The sequence below is a fragment of the Rhizobium sp. LjRoot30 genome, from assembly GCF_964253915.1.
In the GTDB taxonomy this organism is placed as follows: Bacteria; Pseudomonadota; Alphaproteobacteria; order Rhizobiales; family Rhizobiaceae; genus Metarhizobium.
This window is the reverse complement of record NZ_CAXUSG020000005.1, coordinates 65,608-80,888: the sequence shown is the minus strand read 5'-3', so window position 1 is coordinate 80,888 and position 15,281 is coordinate 65,608. Positions and strand designations below refer to the sequence as shown.

At 61.3% G+C, this 15,281-nt stretch carries 13 protein-coding genes; 6 read left to right on the top strand and 7 right to left on the bottom strand.

Annotated features, from left to right (window positions below; translation table 11 throughout):
- Nucleotides 1-23: 23 nt before the first annotated feature.
- From ACSQ3I_RS12115 to ACSQ3I_RS12100, 4 genes are all read right to left on the bottom strand, one after another.
- Complete coding sequence (locus ACSQ3I_RS12115) at nt 24-428, bottom strand: hypothetical protein (protein WP_435999161.1); 405 nt, start codon at nt 426-428, stop codon at nt 24-26.
- Nucleotides 429-686: 258 nt separating this feature from the next.
- Nucleotides 687-1,818, bottom strand: a protein-coding gene (prfB, locus tag ACSQ3I_RS12110; RefSeq protein ID WP_435999159.1) for a peptide chain release factor 2 whose coding sequence is annotated in 2 segments (ribosomal slippage) — nt 687-1,748 and nt 1,750-1,818 — 1,131 coding nt in all. Because the reading frame shifts where the segments join, the coding sequence is not laid out codon by codon here.
- Between the two features lie 101 nt (nt 1,819-1,919).
- Nucleotides 1,920-4,379 carry a penicillin-binding protein 1A gene (locus ACSQ3I_RS12105; protein ID WP_435999157.1) on the bottom strand — a complete coding sequence of 820 codons (2,460 nt, stop codon included), beginning with the start codon at nt 4,377-4,379 and terminating at the stop codon, nt 1,920-1,922.
- 263 nt (nt 4,380-4,642) lie between these two features.
- Nucleotides 4,643-5,920, bottom strand: a complete 1,278-nt coding sequence (locus ACSQ3I_RS12100; RefSeq protein WP_435999155.1) for an N-acetylmuramoyl-L-alanine amidase — start codon at nt 5,918-5,920, stop codon at nt 4,643-4,645.
- 621 nt (nt 5,921-6,541) lie between these two features.
- Here ACSQ3I_RS12100 and ACSQ3I_RS12095 point away from each other — a divergent pair.
- The 6 genes from ACSQ3I_RS12095 (at nt 6,542) to aat (ending at nt 13,618) form a co-directional block, all read left to right on the top strand.
- Complete coding sequence (locus ACSQ3I_RS12095; protein ID WP_435999153.1) at nt 6,542-9,460, top strand: Rne/Rng family ribonuclease; 2,919 nt, start codon at nt 6,542-6,544, stop codon at nt 9,458-9,460.
- Between the two features lie 161 nt (nt 9,461-9,621).
- Nucleotides 9,622-9,870, top strand: a complete 249-nt coding sequence (locus ACSQ3I_RS12090) for a hypothetical protein (protein ID WP_435999151.1) — start codon at nt 9,622-9,624, stop codon at nt 9,868-9,870.
- A gap of 314 nt (nt 9,871-10,184) precedes the next feature.
- A complete protein-coding gene (locus ACSQ3I_RS12085; RefSeq protein WP_435999149.1) occupies nt 10,185-10,952 on the top strand; it encodes a DsbA family protein in 768 nt (255 codons plus the stop codon).
- Nucleotides 10,953-11,166: 214 nt separating this feature from the next.
- On the top strand, nt 11,167-11,643 hold the full coding sequence (gene accB, locus ACSQ3I_RS12080) for an acetyl-CoA carboxylase biotin carboxyl carrier protein (RefSeq protein WP_435999147.1): 477 nt from the start codon (nt 11,167-11,169) through the stop codon (nt 11,641-11,643).
- An 11-nt stretch (nt 11,644-11,654) separates the two neighbouring features.
- Nucleotides 11,655-12,998, top strand: a complete 1,344-nt coding sequence (gene accC / locus ACSQ3I_RS12075; RefSeq protein WP_435999145.1) for an acetyl-CoA carboxylase biotin carboxylase subunit — start codon at nt 11,655-11,657, stop codon at nt 12,996-12,998.
- Between the two features lie 5 nt (nt 12,999-13,003).
- Nucleotides 13,004-13,618, top strand: a complete 615-nt coding sequence (aat, locus tag ACSQ3I_RS12070; protein ID WP_435999144.1) for a leucyl/phenylalanyl-tRNA--protein transferase — start codon at nt 13,004-13,006, stop codon at nt 13,616-13,618.
- Between the two features lie 56 nt (nt 13,619-13,674).
- Here the strand turns inward: aat and ACSQ3I_RS12065 are convergent, their stop codons facing one another.
- The 3 genes from ACSQ3I_RS12065 to ACSQ3I_RS12055 form a co-directional block, all read right to left on the bottom strand.
- Nucleotides 13,675-14,073 (bottom strand): DUF2155 domain-containing protein, encoded by a 399-nt coding sequence (locus ACSQ3I_RS12065; RefSeq protein ID WP_435999142.1) that lies wholly within the window; start codon nt 14,071-14,073, stop codon nt 13,675-13,677.
- A 122-nt stretch (nt 14,074-14,195) separates the two neighbouring features.
- The gene (locus tag ACSQ3I_RS12060) at nt 14,196-14,594 is read right to left on the bottom strand and encodes an NADH:ubiquinone oxidoreductase subunit NDUFA12 (RefSeq protein WP_435999140.1); all 399 of its coding nucleotides are present in this window, start codon (nt 14,592-14,594) and stop codon (nt 14,196-14,198) included.
- A gap of 187 nt (nt 14,595-14,781) precedes the next feature.
- Entirely contained in the window at nt 14,782-15,276 is a 495-nt protein-coding gene (locus tag ACSQ3I_RS12055) for an N-acetyltransferase family protein (RefSeq protein WP_435999138.1), read from the bottom strand.
- Nucleotides 15,277-15,281: the final 5 nt, after the last annotated feature.

The window sequence follows — 15,281 nt, the reverse complement described above, 5'->3', positions numbered from 1 at the left end:
ACTGATTCGCCGGTCGGAATTGCTTACATCGGCGCGATGTCGGAGGCCTTGACGTCGATCTCGAACTGCATGATCTGGACGTTGCCGCGCGGATCCTCGATCCGTACCACCGTCGTATCGCTACCGGAGTAACCGGCATTCGAGCGATAGATCACCGCCTCCACCCTCACCCGCAAAGCCGGGCATTCGCTGAGGGCGCCGGGCTTGGACAGGCCCTTCTTGACCTCGACGCTGCCATTCGACGGCTGGGTAACGATGGAGACTTTCAGCGGCGACGGTTTGCAACCCGCTTCGGCAGCCCCCAACAGCGCCAGTCGCCGATCCATGCCGCTGAGTGCGCGCAAGTTTTTCTTGGAAATGGTTTCCGCCATCACGGCTGAGGTCGATGCTGCAAGAAGGATCGCTGCCATCACTATGCGGCCAAACATCACTCTCTCCACGCGATGATCTGCTGTTGTCACTGCGCCGAAAACAGCGCGGACGCCATCATGGAAGCGATCGTGACCGTCGAGCCGGCAATGGCGATCGCCGTCCATATCTTCCTGCGCCGGGTGCGCGCTCCTGACCAGTCATAACCCATACCGGGAAGAATAGCATGCGGTCCGGGTGGCGCAACCCCGTAAACGAGAACGACCGCCGGACCATGTCCGGCGGCCGTTCTTCTTTGTCTGCCGTGAAGCAGCGGTTCAGTCGATATCGCCGACGACCGCATCCGCCTTGCCGCTGATGCGGTGAGCGAGCGCTGCTTCCATGAAGGGGCTGACGTCGCCATCGAGAACGTCGCTGGGGGCCGTGCTTTCGACGCCGGTCCGCAGGTCCTTGACCAGCTGGTACGGCTGCAAAACGTAGGAGCGGATCTGGTGACCCCAGCCGATATCGGTCTTCGAGGCCGCCTCGGCATTGGCCGCATCTTCACGCTTCTTCAGCTCCGCCTCGTAGAGACGGGCGCGCAGCATGTCCCAGGCCTTGGCGCGGTTCTTGTGCTGCGAACGTTCCTGCTGGCACTGCACGACGATGCCGGTTGGCATGTGCGTGATGCGCACCGCCGAATCGGTGGTGTTGACGTGCTGGCCGCCGGCGCCCGACGAACGGTAGGTATCGATGCGGCAATCGCTTTCGTTGACCTCGATGTTGATCGAGTCGTCGACGACCGGGTAGACCCAGATCGACGAGAACGACGTGTGCCGCCGCGCGTTGCTGTCGTAGGGCGAGATGCGCACCAGGCGATGCACGCCCGATTCCGTCTTCAGCCAGCCATAGGCGTTGTGGCCCTTGACGAGAATGGTCGCGGACTTGATGCCGGCTTCTTCGCCGTCGTGTATTTCCAGCACTTCCACCTTGAAGCGCTGCTTTTCCGCCCAGCGGCTGTACATGCGCAACAGCATGTTGGCCCAGTCCTGGCTTTCGGTACCGCCGGCGCCGGAATGCACTTCGAGATAGGTGTCGTTGCCGTCGGCCTCGCCGGACAGCATGGCTTCGACCTGCAGCTTGCCGGATTCGGCCTTCAGCGCCTTGAGGACATCCTCGGCCTCGGTGACGATCGCCTGATCGCCCTCTTCCTCGCCCATGGCGATCAGCTCGATATTGTCCTGGAGCTGCTGCTCCAGACGCTTGACGCCGCCGATGCTTTCATCGAGCTGCTGGCGCTCGCGCATCAGCTTCTGCGCCTCGGAGGCGTCGTTCCAGAGGGTCGGGTCCTCTGCCTTGTTGTTCAACCAGTCCAGTCGTCTTATCGCCTGGTCCCAGTCAAAGATGCCTCCTCAGCAGGCTTATGGCCTGCTTGATTTCGTCGACAACGTTTTCGATTTCCGCACGCATGATGCTGACTTCGCTACCTCTGTGAAAAAGTTTGCCCGTGAATAGTGTCGCAGGCCCGGGATGTAAAGACCCGGAGCCTGCTTTGCCCCATCCGTCGTGGTTTAGAACAGGCCGCCGCTGCCCGACGTCACGGCCTGGTTGGCCTGTGGCGAGGTGCGCAGGATCTCTTCCGGATCCACCGTGCCCTCCATGCCGATCACCGAGAAGCTGTCGGCCGGGCCGGTGCCGGGCTTGAAGGCTTCCATGATCGTGTCCGGATCGCCTTCGAAGGCCTGCATGCCGGTCTTGCGGTTGACGGCGATCAGCGTCATGCCTTCCGGCAGGATGAACTTCGTCACCGGCGTATCCTTCACCGCCATCTGCATGAACTCGTTGAAGATCGGCGCGGAAAGCGAACCACCCGTCGCACCGCGGCCAAGCGGGGCCGGATTGTCGAGGCCGATATAAAGACCAGCGACGAGATCGGCGGTATAGCCGACGAACCAGGCGTCCTTCTCGTCGTTGGTCGTGCCGGTCTTGCCGGCAACCGGGCGATCGAGCTTGATCTTGCCGCCGGCCGTACCGCGGGTGACGACACCTTCCATCATCGAAGTGATCTGGTAGGCCGTCATCGGATCGAGAACCTGCTCGCGATTATCGACCACGGTCGGCTCTTCCTGATTGTCCCAGGAGCCGGCATTGCAGCCTTCGCAGACCCGCTCCTCGTGACGGAAGATCGTCTTGCCATAGCGATCCTGGATGCGGTCGATCAGCGACGGCTTGATCTGCTTGCCGCCATTCGCCAGCACCGAATAGGCAGAAACCATGCGCAAGACGGTGGTTTCACCGGAGCCGAGCGACATGGAGAGAAGCGGCGGCATCTTGTCGTAGATGCCAAAACGTTCAGCATATTCGGCAACGAGGTTCATGCCCATGTCGTTGGCAAGACGCACCGTCATCAGGTTACGCGATTTCTCGATGCCGAGGCGCAACGTCGACGGGCCAGCCGAACCGCCGCCGTAGTTTTCCGGCCGCCATACGGTGCCGCCCGAGACGATCTCGATCGGCGCGTCCATGATGACCGAGGCCGGCGTATAACCGTTGTCGAGGGCTGCGGCGTAGACGAAGGGCTTGAAGGACGAACCGGGCTGGCGCTTGGCCTGTGTTGCGCGGTTGAATTCCGACTGCGCATAAGAGAAGCCGCCGACCATGGCGAGAACACGGCCCGTATGCGGGTCCATGGCGACGAGCGCACCCTGCACCTTCGGCGGCTGCCGCAGGCGGAAGGTGTCGGTCGTCTCCGCATCGCCGATAGGCTCGACATAGACGACATCGCCGGGCGAAAACACACCGTCCGGGCTCTTCGCCGTCTTGCGGTCACCCTTGGACGAGCGATAGGCCCACTGCATGTTTTCGGCTTCGATCCGCGCCAGCTTGCGCTCGGCCTTGACCTTGCCGTTGGCTTCCATGCCAGGCTGCAAGCCGATCTCTGCAACTTTCTTGTCAACCGAGATGACCACGGCAAGGCGCCATTCCGGCACGTCGCTGAGGCCTGGCACCTTTGCCAGTTCCTCGCCCCAATCCTTCGTCATGTCGATCGTCGCGACCGGGCCGTGAAACCCGCGGCGCTCGTCATAGCCGATCAAACCGTCATGCAACGCTTTGCGGGCATAGGTCTGGATGACAGGATCAAGGGAGGTGCGAACGGACAGGCCGCCCTCATAAAGCGCATTGTCACCATAACGCTCGATGATCTGCCGGCGCACTTCCTCGGAAAAAAATTCCGATGCGAACAGGTGGGAGCCGGCACGGCGCAGCGTCACGCCGAGCGGCTGGTTCTTGGCATCGGCGCCGTCGCTCTGGCTGACGTAACCGTTCTCGACCATGCGGTCGATGACCCAGTTGCGGCGCTCGAGGGCGGCTTCCGCATGACGGAACGGATGATAGTTCGACGGGCCTTTCGGCAGCGAAGCAAGATAGGCGGCCTCGGCGATCGTCAGTTCCGTCACTGACTTGTCGAAATAGGTCAGCGCGGCACCGGCAATGCCGTAGGAATTCATGCCGAAGAAGATCTCGTTGAGATAAAGCTCGAGAATCTTGTCTTTGCTGTAGGCCTGCTCGATGCGGAAGGAGAGGATGGCCTCCTTGATCTTGCGGTCAAACGTCTGGTCGGCCGTCAAGAGAAAGTTCTTGGCCACCTGCTGCGTGATCGTCGATGCGCCGACGGGGCGGCGGCCGGAGCCCATGTTCTGGATATTGACCAGGATGGCGCGCGCCAGACCGGAGAGGTCGACGCCGGGGTGATTGTAGAAATTCTTGTCTTCTGCCGAGAGGAAGGCGGCCTTCACACGGTCGGGTATCGCCTGGATCGGCAGGAACAGGCGGCGTTCACGGGCATACTCGGCCATAAGCGCGCCGTTGCCGGCGTGGACGCGGGTGGTGACGGGTGGCGCGTAGCTGTTCAGCACGGCATAATCGGGCAGGTCCTTGGAAACGCCATTGAGGTAGACGGCCACGACGGCGGCCACGCCGAAGAACATGACGCAGGCAATGCCGAACAAATATCCAATCAGTCTGATCATAGTCTGAGCTACCGGTCTCCAGGACTGGAAAACGCCATGGACGCTCCATCCTCCGCCAATCTTCGCGCGTGCCAAAGCACAATCGCATATTCGGTCGCGTTTTGCACGAGACATCCCCGTTTGCAAGACAAGTCTCTGAAACAGAGACGCGAGTCGCGCGGGGTTTACAATGGGTTAGGACTAAAGGCGTGAATGTGCGCAAAATAGGGCTTAAATCGCCATTTCTGTGCAGAGTGACCGTATAGCAACGGTCCTGCTCCGCCTCATCCCCCGCCAGAAACGGTTCTTTCGCGATAGCGCATAGCCGCCGCCGCCAGCAGATCGGCTACTTTTTCCCGCCATTTTTCATCCACCAGCAACTTTTCGTCTTCGAGATTGGAGAGAAAACCGAGTTCCAGCAGAATCGACGGCACGTCCGGCGCCTGCAGCACGCGGAAGCCGGCGTAACGATGCGGATTGTTGATTAGCGATACCTGGCCCTCGAAAGAGGACACAACGGCCCGCGCCATGGCGATGGAAAAGGCCTGCGTCTCGCGGCGGGTCAGATCGAGAAGGATGTCGGCGACGGCGGCCGGCTCGTTGCTCAACGCCACGCCGGCGATTTCGTCGGACAGGTTTTCGCGCTTGGCGAGATCGGCCGCCAGGCTGTCCGAAGCGGTATCGGAGATGGTGTAGACGGTGGCGCCGCGGATATTGCGCTGGCGCAGCGTGTCGGCGTGCAGCGAAATCAACAGATTGGCATGGCGTCCCCGAGCAATCTGCACGCGTTCGGACAGGGACAGGAATTCATCCTTGTCCCGGGTCAGAAACGCCTCGATGCCCGGTTCACGGTTGAGACGTTCGACGAAAATACGGGCGAAAGAAAGCGTGACGTTCTTTTCCTCCGTCTTCGAGTCGCTGCCGACAGCGCCGGTATCGATCCCGCCATGGCCGGCATCCACCGCGATGACGAAGCGACTGTCCTGCGCCTCGGCAGTGGATGGCACCGCCGTCTCCGCCTCTGCAGCGGGAAGCGTATCCTGCCAATCCTGTGTCTTCAGCAGCTGGCCAAAACCGGCATCCGTCACGGTTTCGGCATCGAGCACCAGCCGGTATCCCTTGCCCGTTTCATCGGGCTGCACCTCCGCCATGGCGAGGCGCACCGGGCGGCTGGCGGTGAGCACGATGCGCGCACTGTGTTCGTCCATTGCGCCGTAGCGGATGTCGGTGAACAGGCCACGAGGCGCCAGATCGTCCGCGGCAAAACCGAATGCGGTCCGCGGCAGATCGACGATCACCCGAACCGGGTCGGCAACATAGTGGACGGAGATTTTTAGTTCGCGGTCGAAATCGACGACGATACGCGTGCGGGCGTTGTCGCCTGCGATGCGGGCGCCATAGGCGAGCAGCGGTTCGGATGTCTCCCCCTCTGCGACTACGGGAAACGAAGCGAATGCGAAAAAGAGCAACGACAGGACAAATGACAGATGTTGCCTGCCGAACCTGCCAATACGCCCCGCTCTCCTCATCCCCCACCCTTCGCAGCTGAAAATCTTCCGCATGGTCCCCGATGCTATCCGTTCCGTCCGGCGGCGACCGACCTAGCGATCAAAAGTGTCGGAAATTGGCCTCCATCCTCCTGTGCCATTCCGGCACGGATTTATCCACTGCTGCCCGCGAGCGAATCCATCAATATTATGGCAAACTTGGGTTTTCCCTTGCTATTGTGACAGATAAAACATAAAACGCAGGTGAAGGTTTAAGGTGTTAACGGGATAGAATCGCCGAAGGAGCAGCCAGCCGTAAGTGGACCTGGCGCTGGAAACGGGGGCTTCATCCGCCGTCACCGCACCTCGACCTGAAACTGGATCAAGAGCCGGCGGTGGCCGGAAGCAATTACTCGGTGGCATGCCACCGTTGCTCGCAGAGCAAATTCATCGGACCCAGATATGGGTTCAAGTTATCGTCGTTCTCGTTTGGTCATTGATGTCGTTGCAGCAGTTTTCGTCAGAAATGAACAGGCCCGGGGGAAAGAACACCCCCGACAGTGTCTGGCTGCTGCCCTCGGAACCGACCGTTACGCGAATCATCATTTCCGGCGCACCGGCCGCTTTGCATATCCAATTCGCCTCCAGGCGTGATTGGTCTGCTCGCTCGCACCTGCGCCGAGGAGCACAATCTACATGGCAGACAAAATGCTTATCGATGCGTCTCACGAAGAGGAGACGCGCGTTGTTGTCGTACGCGGCAACCGCATAGAAGAATTCGACTTCGAATCGCAGCACAAGAAGCAGATCCGCGGTAATATCTACCTGGCGAAAGTCACCCGCGTCGAACCTTCCCTGCAGGCGGCCTTCGTCGATTACGGCGGCAATCGCCACGGCTTCCTGGCCTTTGCCGAAATCCACCCCGATTATTATCAGATCCCCCTTGCCGACCGGCAGGCGCTGTTGCGCGCCGAGGCTGAAGAGCATCGCAAGGACGACGACATCGAGCATGTCGAGACGGCGCTTGATCTCGCCAAGGAAGACCAGCCGGATATCGGCATCGTCGCTGCCGACGAACCGGCTGCCGAAGAAGTAGCTGTCGAAACCGCTCCGGTCGAAGCCGAAGCAGCCGCCGTCGCGGAAGAAGACGTCAAGCCGAAGGCCAAGCCGCGCCGCAGCCGCGCCAAGCGCAAGACGGAAGAGCCGGCCGCGGAAGCCGTTGCCGAAGCTGCCCCTGAGGCCGTCGAAAGCGTCGAAGCGCCCGCCGAAGGCGAGGACGATGACGGCAAGCCCGGCGAGATGGCGGCAATGGTCGATTCCGACTCCATTTCCGAAGACGCCCGCGGCCGCCGTCACAATGACGACGATGACGATGACGACGATGATGGCGAAAAGGAAGTCATCGAGTCGGTCGGCGCCGAAGACGCGATGGAAGAGGTTCCGGATCGTGTCATCCGCAAGCCGCGCAAGCAGTACCGCATCCAGGAAGTCATCAAGCGCCGCCAGATCCTGCTCGTGCAGGTCGCCAAGGAAGAGCGCGGCAACAAGGGCGCGGCGCTGACCACCTACCTGTCGCTCGCCGGCCGCTATTCGGTGCTGATGCCGAACACGGCGCGCGGCGGCGGCATTTCCCGCAAGATCACCCAGCCGCAGGACCGCAAGCGCCTCAAGGAAGTCGCCCGCTCGCTGGAAGTGCCGCTGGGCATGGGCGTCATCCTGCGCACCGCCGGCGCCAACCGCACCAAGGTCGAGATCAAGCGCGATTTCGAATATCTGATGCGCCTGTGGGAAAACGTCCGGACGCTGACGCTGAATTCGATCGCGCCGTGCCTCGTCTACGAGGAAGGCTCGCTGATCAAGCGTTCGATCCGCGACCTCTACAACAAGGATATCGGCGAAATCATCGTTGCCGGCGAAGAAGGCTATCGTGAAGCGAAAGACTTCATGAAGATGCTGATGCCGAGCCACGCCAAGGTGGTCCAGCCTTACCGAGACCTGCATCCGATCTTCTCGCGCTCCGGCATCGAGGCGCAGCTCGACCGCATGCTGCAGCCGCAGGTGACGCTGAAGTCCGGCGGTTACATCATCATCAACCAGACGGAAGCGCTGGTTGCCATCGACGTCAACTCCGGCCGTTCGACCCGCGAGCATTCGATCGAGGACACGGCACTGCAGACCAACCTGGAAGCGGCCGAAGAAGTCGCCCGCCAGCTGCGCCTGCGCGACCTTGCCGGCCTGATCGTCATCGACTTCATCGACATGGAGGAGAAGCGCAACAACCGCTCCGTCGAAAAGAAGCTCAAGGATTGCCTGAAGAACGACCGCGCCCGCATCCAGGTCGGCCGCATCTCGCATTTCGGCCTTCTGGAAATGTCGCGCCAGCGCATCCGCGCCTCGGTGCTGGAATCGACGACACAGGTCTGCCCGCATTGCGCCGGCACCGGCCACGTCCGTTCGCAGTCCTCCGTCGCCCTGCACGTGCTGCGCGGTATCGAGGAGTACCTGCTGAAGAACACGACGCACGACATCACCGTGCGCACCACGCCGGAAACGGCGCTCTACCTGCTCAACCACAAGCGCGGCACCATCGTCGATTACGAAAACCGCTTCGGCGTTTCGATCATCATCGAATCCGACGGTGCCGTCGGCGCGCAGCACTTCAACATCGAGCGTGGCGAGCCGGTTGAAAACCCCGTCAAGATCGAGAGCCTGCTGCAGTTCGCGCCCGAGCCGGACGATGACGACGACGACATCGTCATCGAGGCGGATGAGGACGAAGACGAAGAAATCGTCGAGAAGGCGGAAGCTGCCGAGCAGCCGCAGTCATCGACCGGCGACGACCAGAACGGCCGCAAGCGCAAGCGCCGCCGCCGCCGTCGTGGCAACAAGGGTAATCCCGCGGCCGGTGACGAGCAGGCAGTCCGCTCGGAATCCTTCGCAGCCGGCGAAGCTGACGATGAGGACGGCGACGAAGAGGACGAAGACGGCGACAATGCCGCCGAGCAGGACGCGACGGCAAATGCGTCTGACGAAAACGGCAAGCGCAAGCGCCGTCGTCGCGGCAAGCGCGGCGGACGCCGCAGCCGAAACGAAGACGGTGTGGAAGGTGTAGCTGCCGAAACGGATGACGCCGAGGCAGGTGATGCCGATCTCGACGAAACCGCCCGCCAGGAGCCTGTCGTAACGGCCGAGTTGGTCGAAAGCGTCGCGGAAGAGGCCGTGGAAGCCCAGGTCGCGATGGCTGCCGTCGAAACCGCAGCCGTCGTCGTCGAGGAACCGAAGGGCGCAAAGCCGCGCCGCAGCCGCAAGAAGGCCGCCCCGTCGCCGGTTGAAGAGCCGATCGTCGAAGCGGTGACGGTCGACGTCGAGGAAGTAGAGGTGCTTGCCGGCAATGCCGCAGCCCTTGCCGACGAACCGGAACAGGCGGAAGACGCCGCTGCACCGCAGGCGGCCGAAACCAGCGACGCAGACAAGCCGGCACGCGCCAACCGGGAGTCCAACGTTTCCTCGTCGGCACCGGTAGTAACCTCCAACAAGGCAACCGACGGCAATGGCGACGATGAGCCATCCAAGCCGAAAAAAGCCGGATGGTGGCAGCGCCGCGGTTTCTTCTGAGAAACACAATCATCCCTACGCATGAAAGTCGGCCCTCGTGGCCGACTTTTTTTGTTCCGGGACAGCCTGTGCCGTCGGAAACAGCGCCGACCTCAAAAACTTGCGATATAAATGTCATTGGGTGAGATCGGCTCATCCAAGACGACATAAGGAGAACACGCATGCGCAAGTTAATCATCGCCATGGCTGTTGCTGCCACGGCGATCACCGGAGCGGCCGTACCGTCCTATGCCGCAGGTCTTTCCCTGAGCTTGGATGCCGGTCAAGGTTACAACCGCCAGACCGGCGTGCAGGAGGTCCAGTACTACAACGGGTATCACCGCAAGAAGCGCTGCTGGTGGAAGAAGGTTCGCCGCTACGACGAGTACGGCAACCGCTATTGGGAACGTGTCCGCGTCTGCCGCCACTAACGCGTGATCGACGACAATGACCGGGGAAGTCCGTGATTTCGAGCCGGGCTTCCTCCCTTGCCAACTCGCATGCCGTTCACCGCCGGATCGTCACGATCCGCCGGCGGCCCGGCATGCGATTTCGACGTTTCCCCTCCGACTGCGCCCGAGATTTGCCGCATTGCTCCGGTCATCACAATTCAGCGACCGGCGGGCTTGAAGACTATTTTCATGTTTTCCGGGAAAGGCAGGCATCCTAAGCTGCACAAGCATTGATGCCGGTCGAGCACCGGTATATCCGGGAAAGCCGCAGCCGATATTTTTTGAGGAACTCCATGGCCTTCACTATCAAGACCCTTGCCACAACCGCCCTGATGGCCATGCCCTTCGCGCTGGCATCCATCGCTCCCGCCTACGCGCTGGACGACAAGCAGAAGGAAGAGATCGGCGCCTTCATCAAGGAATACCTGATCGCCAATCCGGAGATCATGCTGGATGTCCAGGACGCACTGAAGAAGAAGCAGGAAGAAGCCCAGGCCAAGATGGCCGAGCAGGCCGTCACTGAAAACAAGGCGGCGATCTTCACCTCCGCCGACGACATCTCGCTCGGCAACCCGAACGGCGACGTCACGATCGTCGAGTTCTTCGATTACAATTGCGGCTATTGCAAGCACGCCCTCGCCGACATGGACACCATCCTTGCCAAGGATACCAATGTGCGTTTCGTGCTGAAGGAATTCCCTATCCTCGGACCGGATTCGCTTGCCGCGCATAAGGTTTCGGCGGCCTTCCGCCACATCGCTCCGGAAAAATACGGCGAATTCCATCGCGCCCTGCTCGGCGGCGAAGGCCGCGCCAATGAAGAGAAGGCGATCGAAGTCGCCACGTCGCTTGGCGTCAGCGAAGACGCGTTGCGCAAGATGATGGCCGACAAGCCGAACGACGAGGCCGTCAAGCAGGCATACAAACTAGCGACGGCACTGGGCGTCAGCGGCACGCCGTCCTACGTGGTCGGCAGCGAGGCCGTTTATGGCGCCATCGGCGCCGATGCGCTGGAAGCGAAGATCAGCAATGTCAGAAGCTGCGGCAAGGCCACATGCTGAGGCCCTGCGCCCTTTTGTGCGGCGAGAATTGCTCCTGAGCGGTGGAGACAGGTGGACCCGGGCGTCAAAGGGCTTTCCCTTGGACGCCCGGCAGTCTATAGGTGCGCCTTGAATTTCAGGCCCGCGGCCATTTTTCCATGGTCGGCCGGCGAGACGAGACAGCGCCTGGCGCTTCGAAACAGAACTTAAGAACAAGAATACAGGGCATAGATCCATGGCTGAAAAGAAAACGGGTATCGACAAGTCGTTGATCCGCGAACTCGCGAACATCCTCAACGAAACCGACCTCACCGAAATCGAAGTCGAACAGGAAGATATGCGCATCCGCGTTTCGCGCGAGCGCGCTCCGCAATATATCCAGGCGCCTGTGCCAGTCGGTCAGCCGGCTTTCGCCGCAACGGCTTCCGCTCCGGTCACCGCATCGGTTGCCGCAGCGCCTGTCGCAACCCGTGACCCGGCAAACGTCGTCACGGCGCCGATGGTCGGCACGTGCTACATGGCTCCGGCTCCCGGCTCCCGCCCGTTCATCGAAGTCGGCGCGACGGTCAAGGAAGGCCAGACGCTTTTGATCATCGAAGCGATGAAGACCATGAACCAGATCCCCTCGCCGCGTTCCGGCGTCGTCAAGGAAATCTTGGTGGATGACGGTCGCCCTGTTGAATATGGCGAAGCGCTGATCGTCCTCGAATAAGGCTGGACCGCATGATTTCGAAGATCCTCATAGCCAATCGCGGGGAAATTGCCCTTCGCGTGCTGCGCGCCTGCAAGGAGCTCGGCATTGCGACGGTGGCGGTTCACTCCACCGCAGATGCCGATGCGATGCATGTGCGTCTCGCCGACGAGAGCGTATGCATCGGCCCGCCGCCCTCCCGCGAGAGCTATCTGAACATTCACCAGATCGTCGCCGCCTGCGAGATCACCGGTGCCGACGCCGTTCATCCGGGCTATGGCTTTCTTTCGGAAAATGCCAAGTTCGCCGATATCCTCGACGCGCACGGTATTACCTTCATCGGCCCGACCGCGGACCATATCCGCATCATGGGCGACAAGATCACCGCCAAGAAGACGGCTGAAGCGCTCGGCATTCCGGTCGTCCCGGGTTCCGACGGCGAAGTGAAGCCGGAAAACGCCATCGAAGTTGCCCGCAAGATCGGTTTCCCGGTTCTCATCAAGGCAACCGCCGGCGGCGGCGGACGCGGCATGAAGGTCGCCAAGACCGAGGCCGATCTCGAAGAAGCAGTCTCGACCGCCCGTGCGGAAGCGCTGGCCGCTTTCGGCAACGACGCCGTCTACATGGAAAAATACCTCGGCAAGCCGCGCCACATCGAAGTGCAGGTTGTCGGTGACGGCGAAGGCAACGCCATCCATCTCGGCGAACGCGATTGCTCGCTGCAGCGCCGCCACCAGAAGGTCTGGGAAGAGGCCAACTCTCCTGCCCTGAACGTCGAGCAGCGCATGGCGATCGGCAAGGTCTGCGCCGATGCGATGAAGAAGCTGAAATATCGCGGCGCCGGCACCATCGAGTTCCTCTACGAGAACGGCGAGTTCTATTTCATCGAAATGAACACCCGCCTGCAGGTGGAGCACCCGATCACCGAAGCCATCACTGGCATCGACCTGGTGCACGAGCAGATCCGCGTCGCCTCCGGCGGCGGCCTGTCGGTCACCCAGGAGGACATCACCTTCCAGGGTCACGCCATCGAGTGCCGCATCAATGCCGAGGACCCGCGCACCTTCGTGCCCTCGCCCGGCACGATCACGCATTTCCACGCTCCGGGCGGTCTCGGCGTTCGTGTCGATTCCGGCGCCTATCAGGGCTATCGCATCCCGCCCTACTACGACAGCCTGATCGGCAAGCTCATCGTTCACGGCCGCACCCGCGTCGAATGCATGATGAGACTGCGCCGCGTGCTCGACGAGTTCGTCATCGACGGCATCAAGACCACCCTGCCCTTGTTCCAGGACCTGATTTCCAACCAGGATATCGCCAACGGCGATTATGATATCCACTGGCTGGAAAACTACCTGGCCAACACCTCCGCCTGAGGCGCATGGCAACGAAGCGCGGCAGATATTCGACGATCACGCCGGAGATCCTGCTGCGCGCCTACTCCATCGGGCTCTTCCCGATGGCCGAATCGGCAGACGATCCGGAGATTTTCTGGGTCGAGCCGGAAATGCGCGGCGTGATCCCGCTCGACGCCTTCCACGTCTCCCGCAGCCTCGCCAAGGACCTGCGCCGCACGACCTACGACATCCGCTTCGATACCGCTTTCGACGAGGTTATCGCGGCCTGCGCCGAATCGACGGGCGACAGGCCGACAACCTGGATCAACAGCACAATCCGTTCTCTTTATTCAACACTACACCGATACGGCCACGCACACTCCGTCGAGGCGTGGGATGGAGAAACACTGATCGGCGGGCTTTATGGCGTGTCGCTCGGCGCCGCCTTCTTCGGTGAAAGCATGTTTTCCCGGCGCACCAATGCGTCGAAGATGTGCCTCGTTCGCCTCGTCGAGCGCTTGCGGGAGAAAGGTTTCCTGCTGCTCGACACGCAATTCACCACCGACCATCTGAAGACGTTCGGCGCCATCGACGTTCCGAAAGAGGATTATGGCCGGATACTGGAGCAGGCGATGGATTCGCCACATCTGGAATTCTGACGACACCGACGCGAAGCGCGGGCGTTTCTCTTAAACTGGCTTTGAAACGACAGGGCTTATTGCGACGCCGATGAATCCGGCGGCGGCACTTCGGAGTTTTGCTTGCACTCCTTCAGCCAGACGTCATAGATCGGATGCTCGACGGCATTCAGGCCGGGGCTATCGGCAAACATCCATCCGGAAAAGATGCGGCGGATCTTGCGATCAAGGGTGATCTCATCGACCTCGACAAAAGCGTCGATCTTCTGCGCTTCCGTTTCATCGCGGGAATAACAGACCTTCGGCGTCACCTGCAGCGCGCCGAACTGAACGGTCTCGTTGATGTAGACGTCGAAAGTTGTGATGCGACCGGTGATCTTGTCGATGCCGGAAAATACCGCGACGGTATTGGTAATGCGCGCCGCATGGCTATCCACGGCGGCCAGAAACGCACCTGAAGCCACCGTCATCATCATAACCAATGACACACGCCAAGAACGATCTTGCGTGAAAAGACCCATATTCGCCCGTCTCCAGCGTATGCCAACCCTATACGATCGGCTTTGGAGCTAAACCCCAAATGTGGCCAAAACCGGGGTCAATTCCCCGGGGTCCAGGCGTCGTAATCGCCAGTGACGCGCGGCCGTTCGCCGGGGACAGCCAGCGAACCCGGCGGGCGGTAAGCCTGCGCCGTTCCGGTCGGGTTGGAACGGTGCTGCTTCTGCCAGTCGCGAGCGACGTAGTTTTCCTTGCTCGGCGGAACGTCGGTGCGGTGATGCATCCAGCCGTGCCAGCCGGGCGGGATCGCCGAGGCTTCGGCATAACCGTTGTAGATCACCCAGCGCCGCGTGCGGCCTTCGGAATCCTTGCCGCCCTGGTAATAGACATTGCCGAAATCGTCCTGGCCGACGCGCTCGCCGTGACGCCAGGTGTGGAAGCGCGTACCGATGGTCTGGCCGCTCCACCAGGTGAAAATCTGCAACAGGAGATTCTTCATGTCTTTTCCTTCGGCTTCGCAAGAACGCTTCTAAAGCGCGCGAAATCTGTTCCTTCGCTTATGCCGCCTGAGGCCGGAATTGTCTAGTGATTCCCGCCGCCGGCCCGCCTCATTTCTCCGCGCGGGAGAGGTCAAATCGCCGCGGTTTCGTCTCCATGCGACGACGACTCGACACAACACTTGCCGCTCAAAGCCCGAGCGGTTTTTCCAGAACCACCGTCAAGGGCGCGGGATCGCCGGCCACCTCGATACGATCGATCTCGCGCATGCCATGCGCCTGGAAGAAGGCGATGGCACCGGCATTGCGGGCATCGACTTCCAGCCGGAGGATTTCCGCATCGGGAAAGCAGGTCTCGATTTCGGCGAACAGATCGCGCCCGACACCCTGCCGCTGATGCGACGGATGAACATAGAGCTGACGAATGACCGCCGTCTTGGCCAGCCGGTCGGACATTCGGGCAAACGCCATGCCGCCGATCTTGCGGCCGTCATCGGCAACGAGAAATTCGCCACCCTTTTCGCGCAGTGTGGCCTTCAGCGCCGCCGGCGACGCGATGGCGGTCACCATCGCTTCGACCTCGTCGGCGCTGTAGAGCGCGTTGTAGGTGGCGTGCAGCGTTTCCGTCAGCAGCTTGCTCACCTGCGCAAGATCGCGCTCGCCGCCGGTGCGGACGAAAAACACGGGGC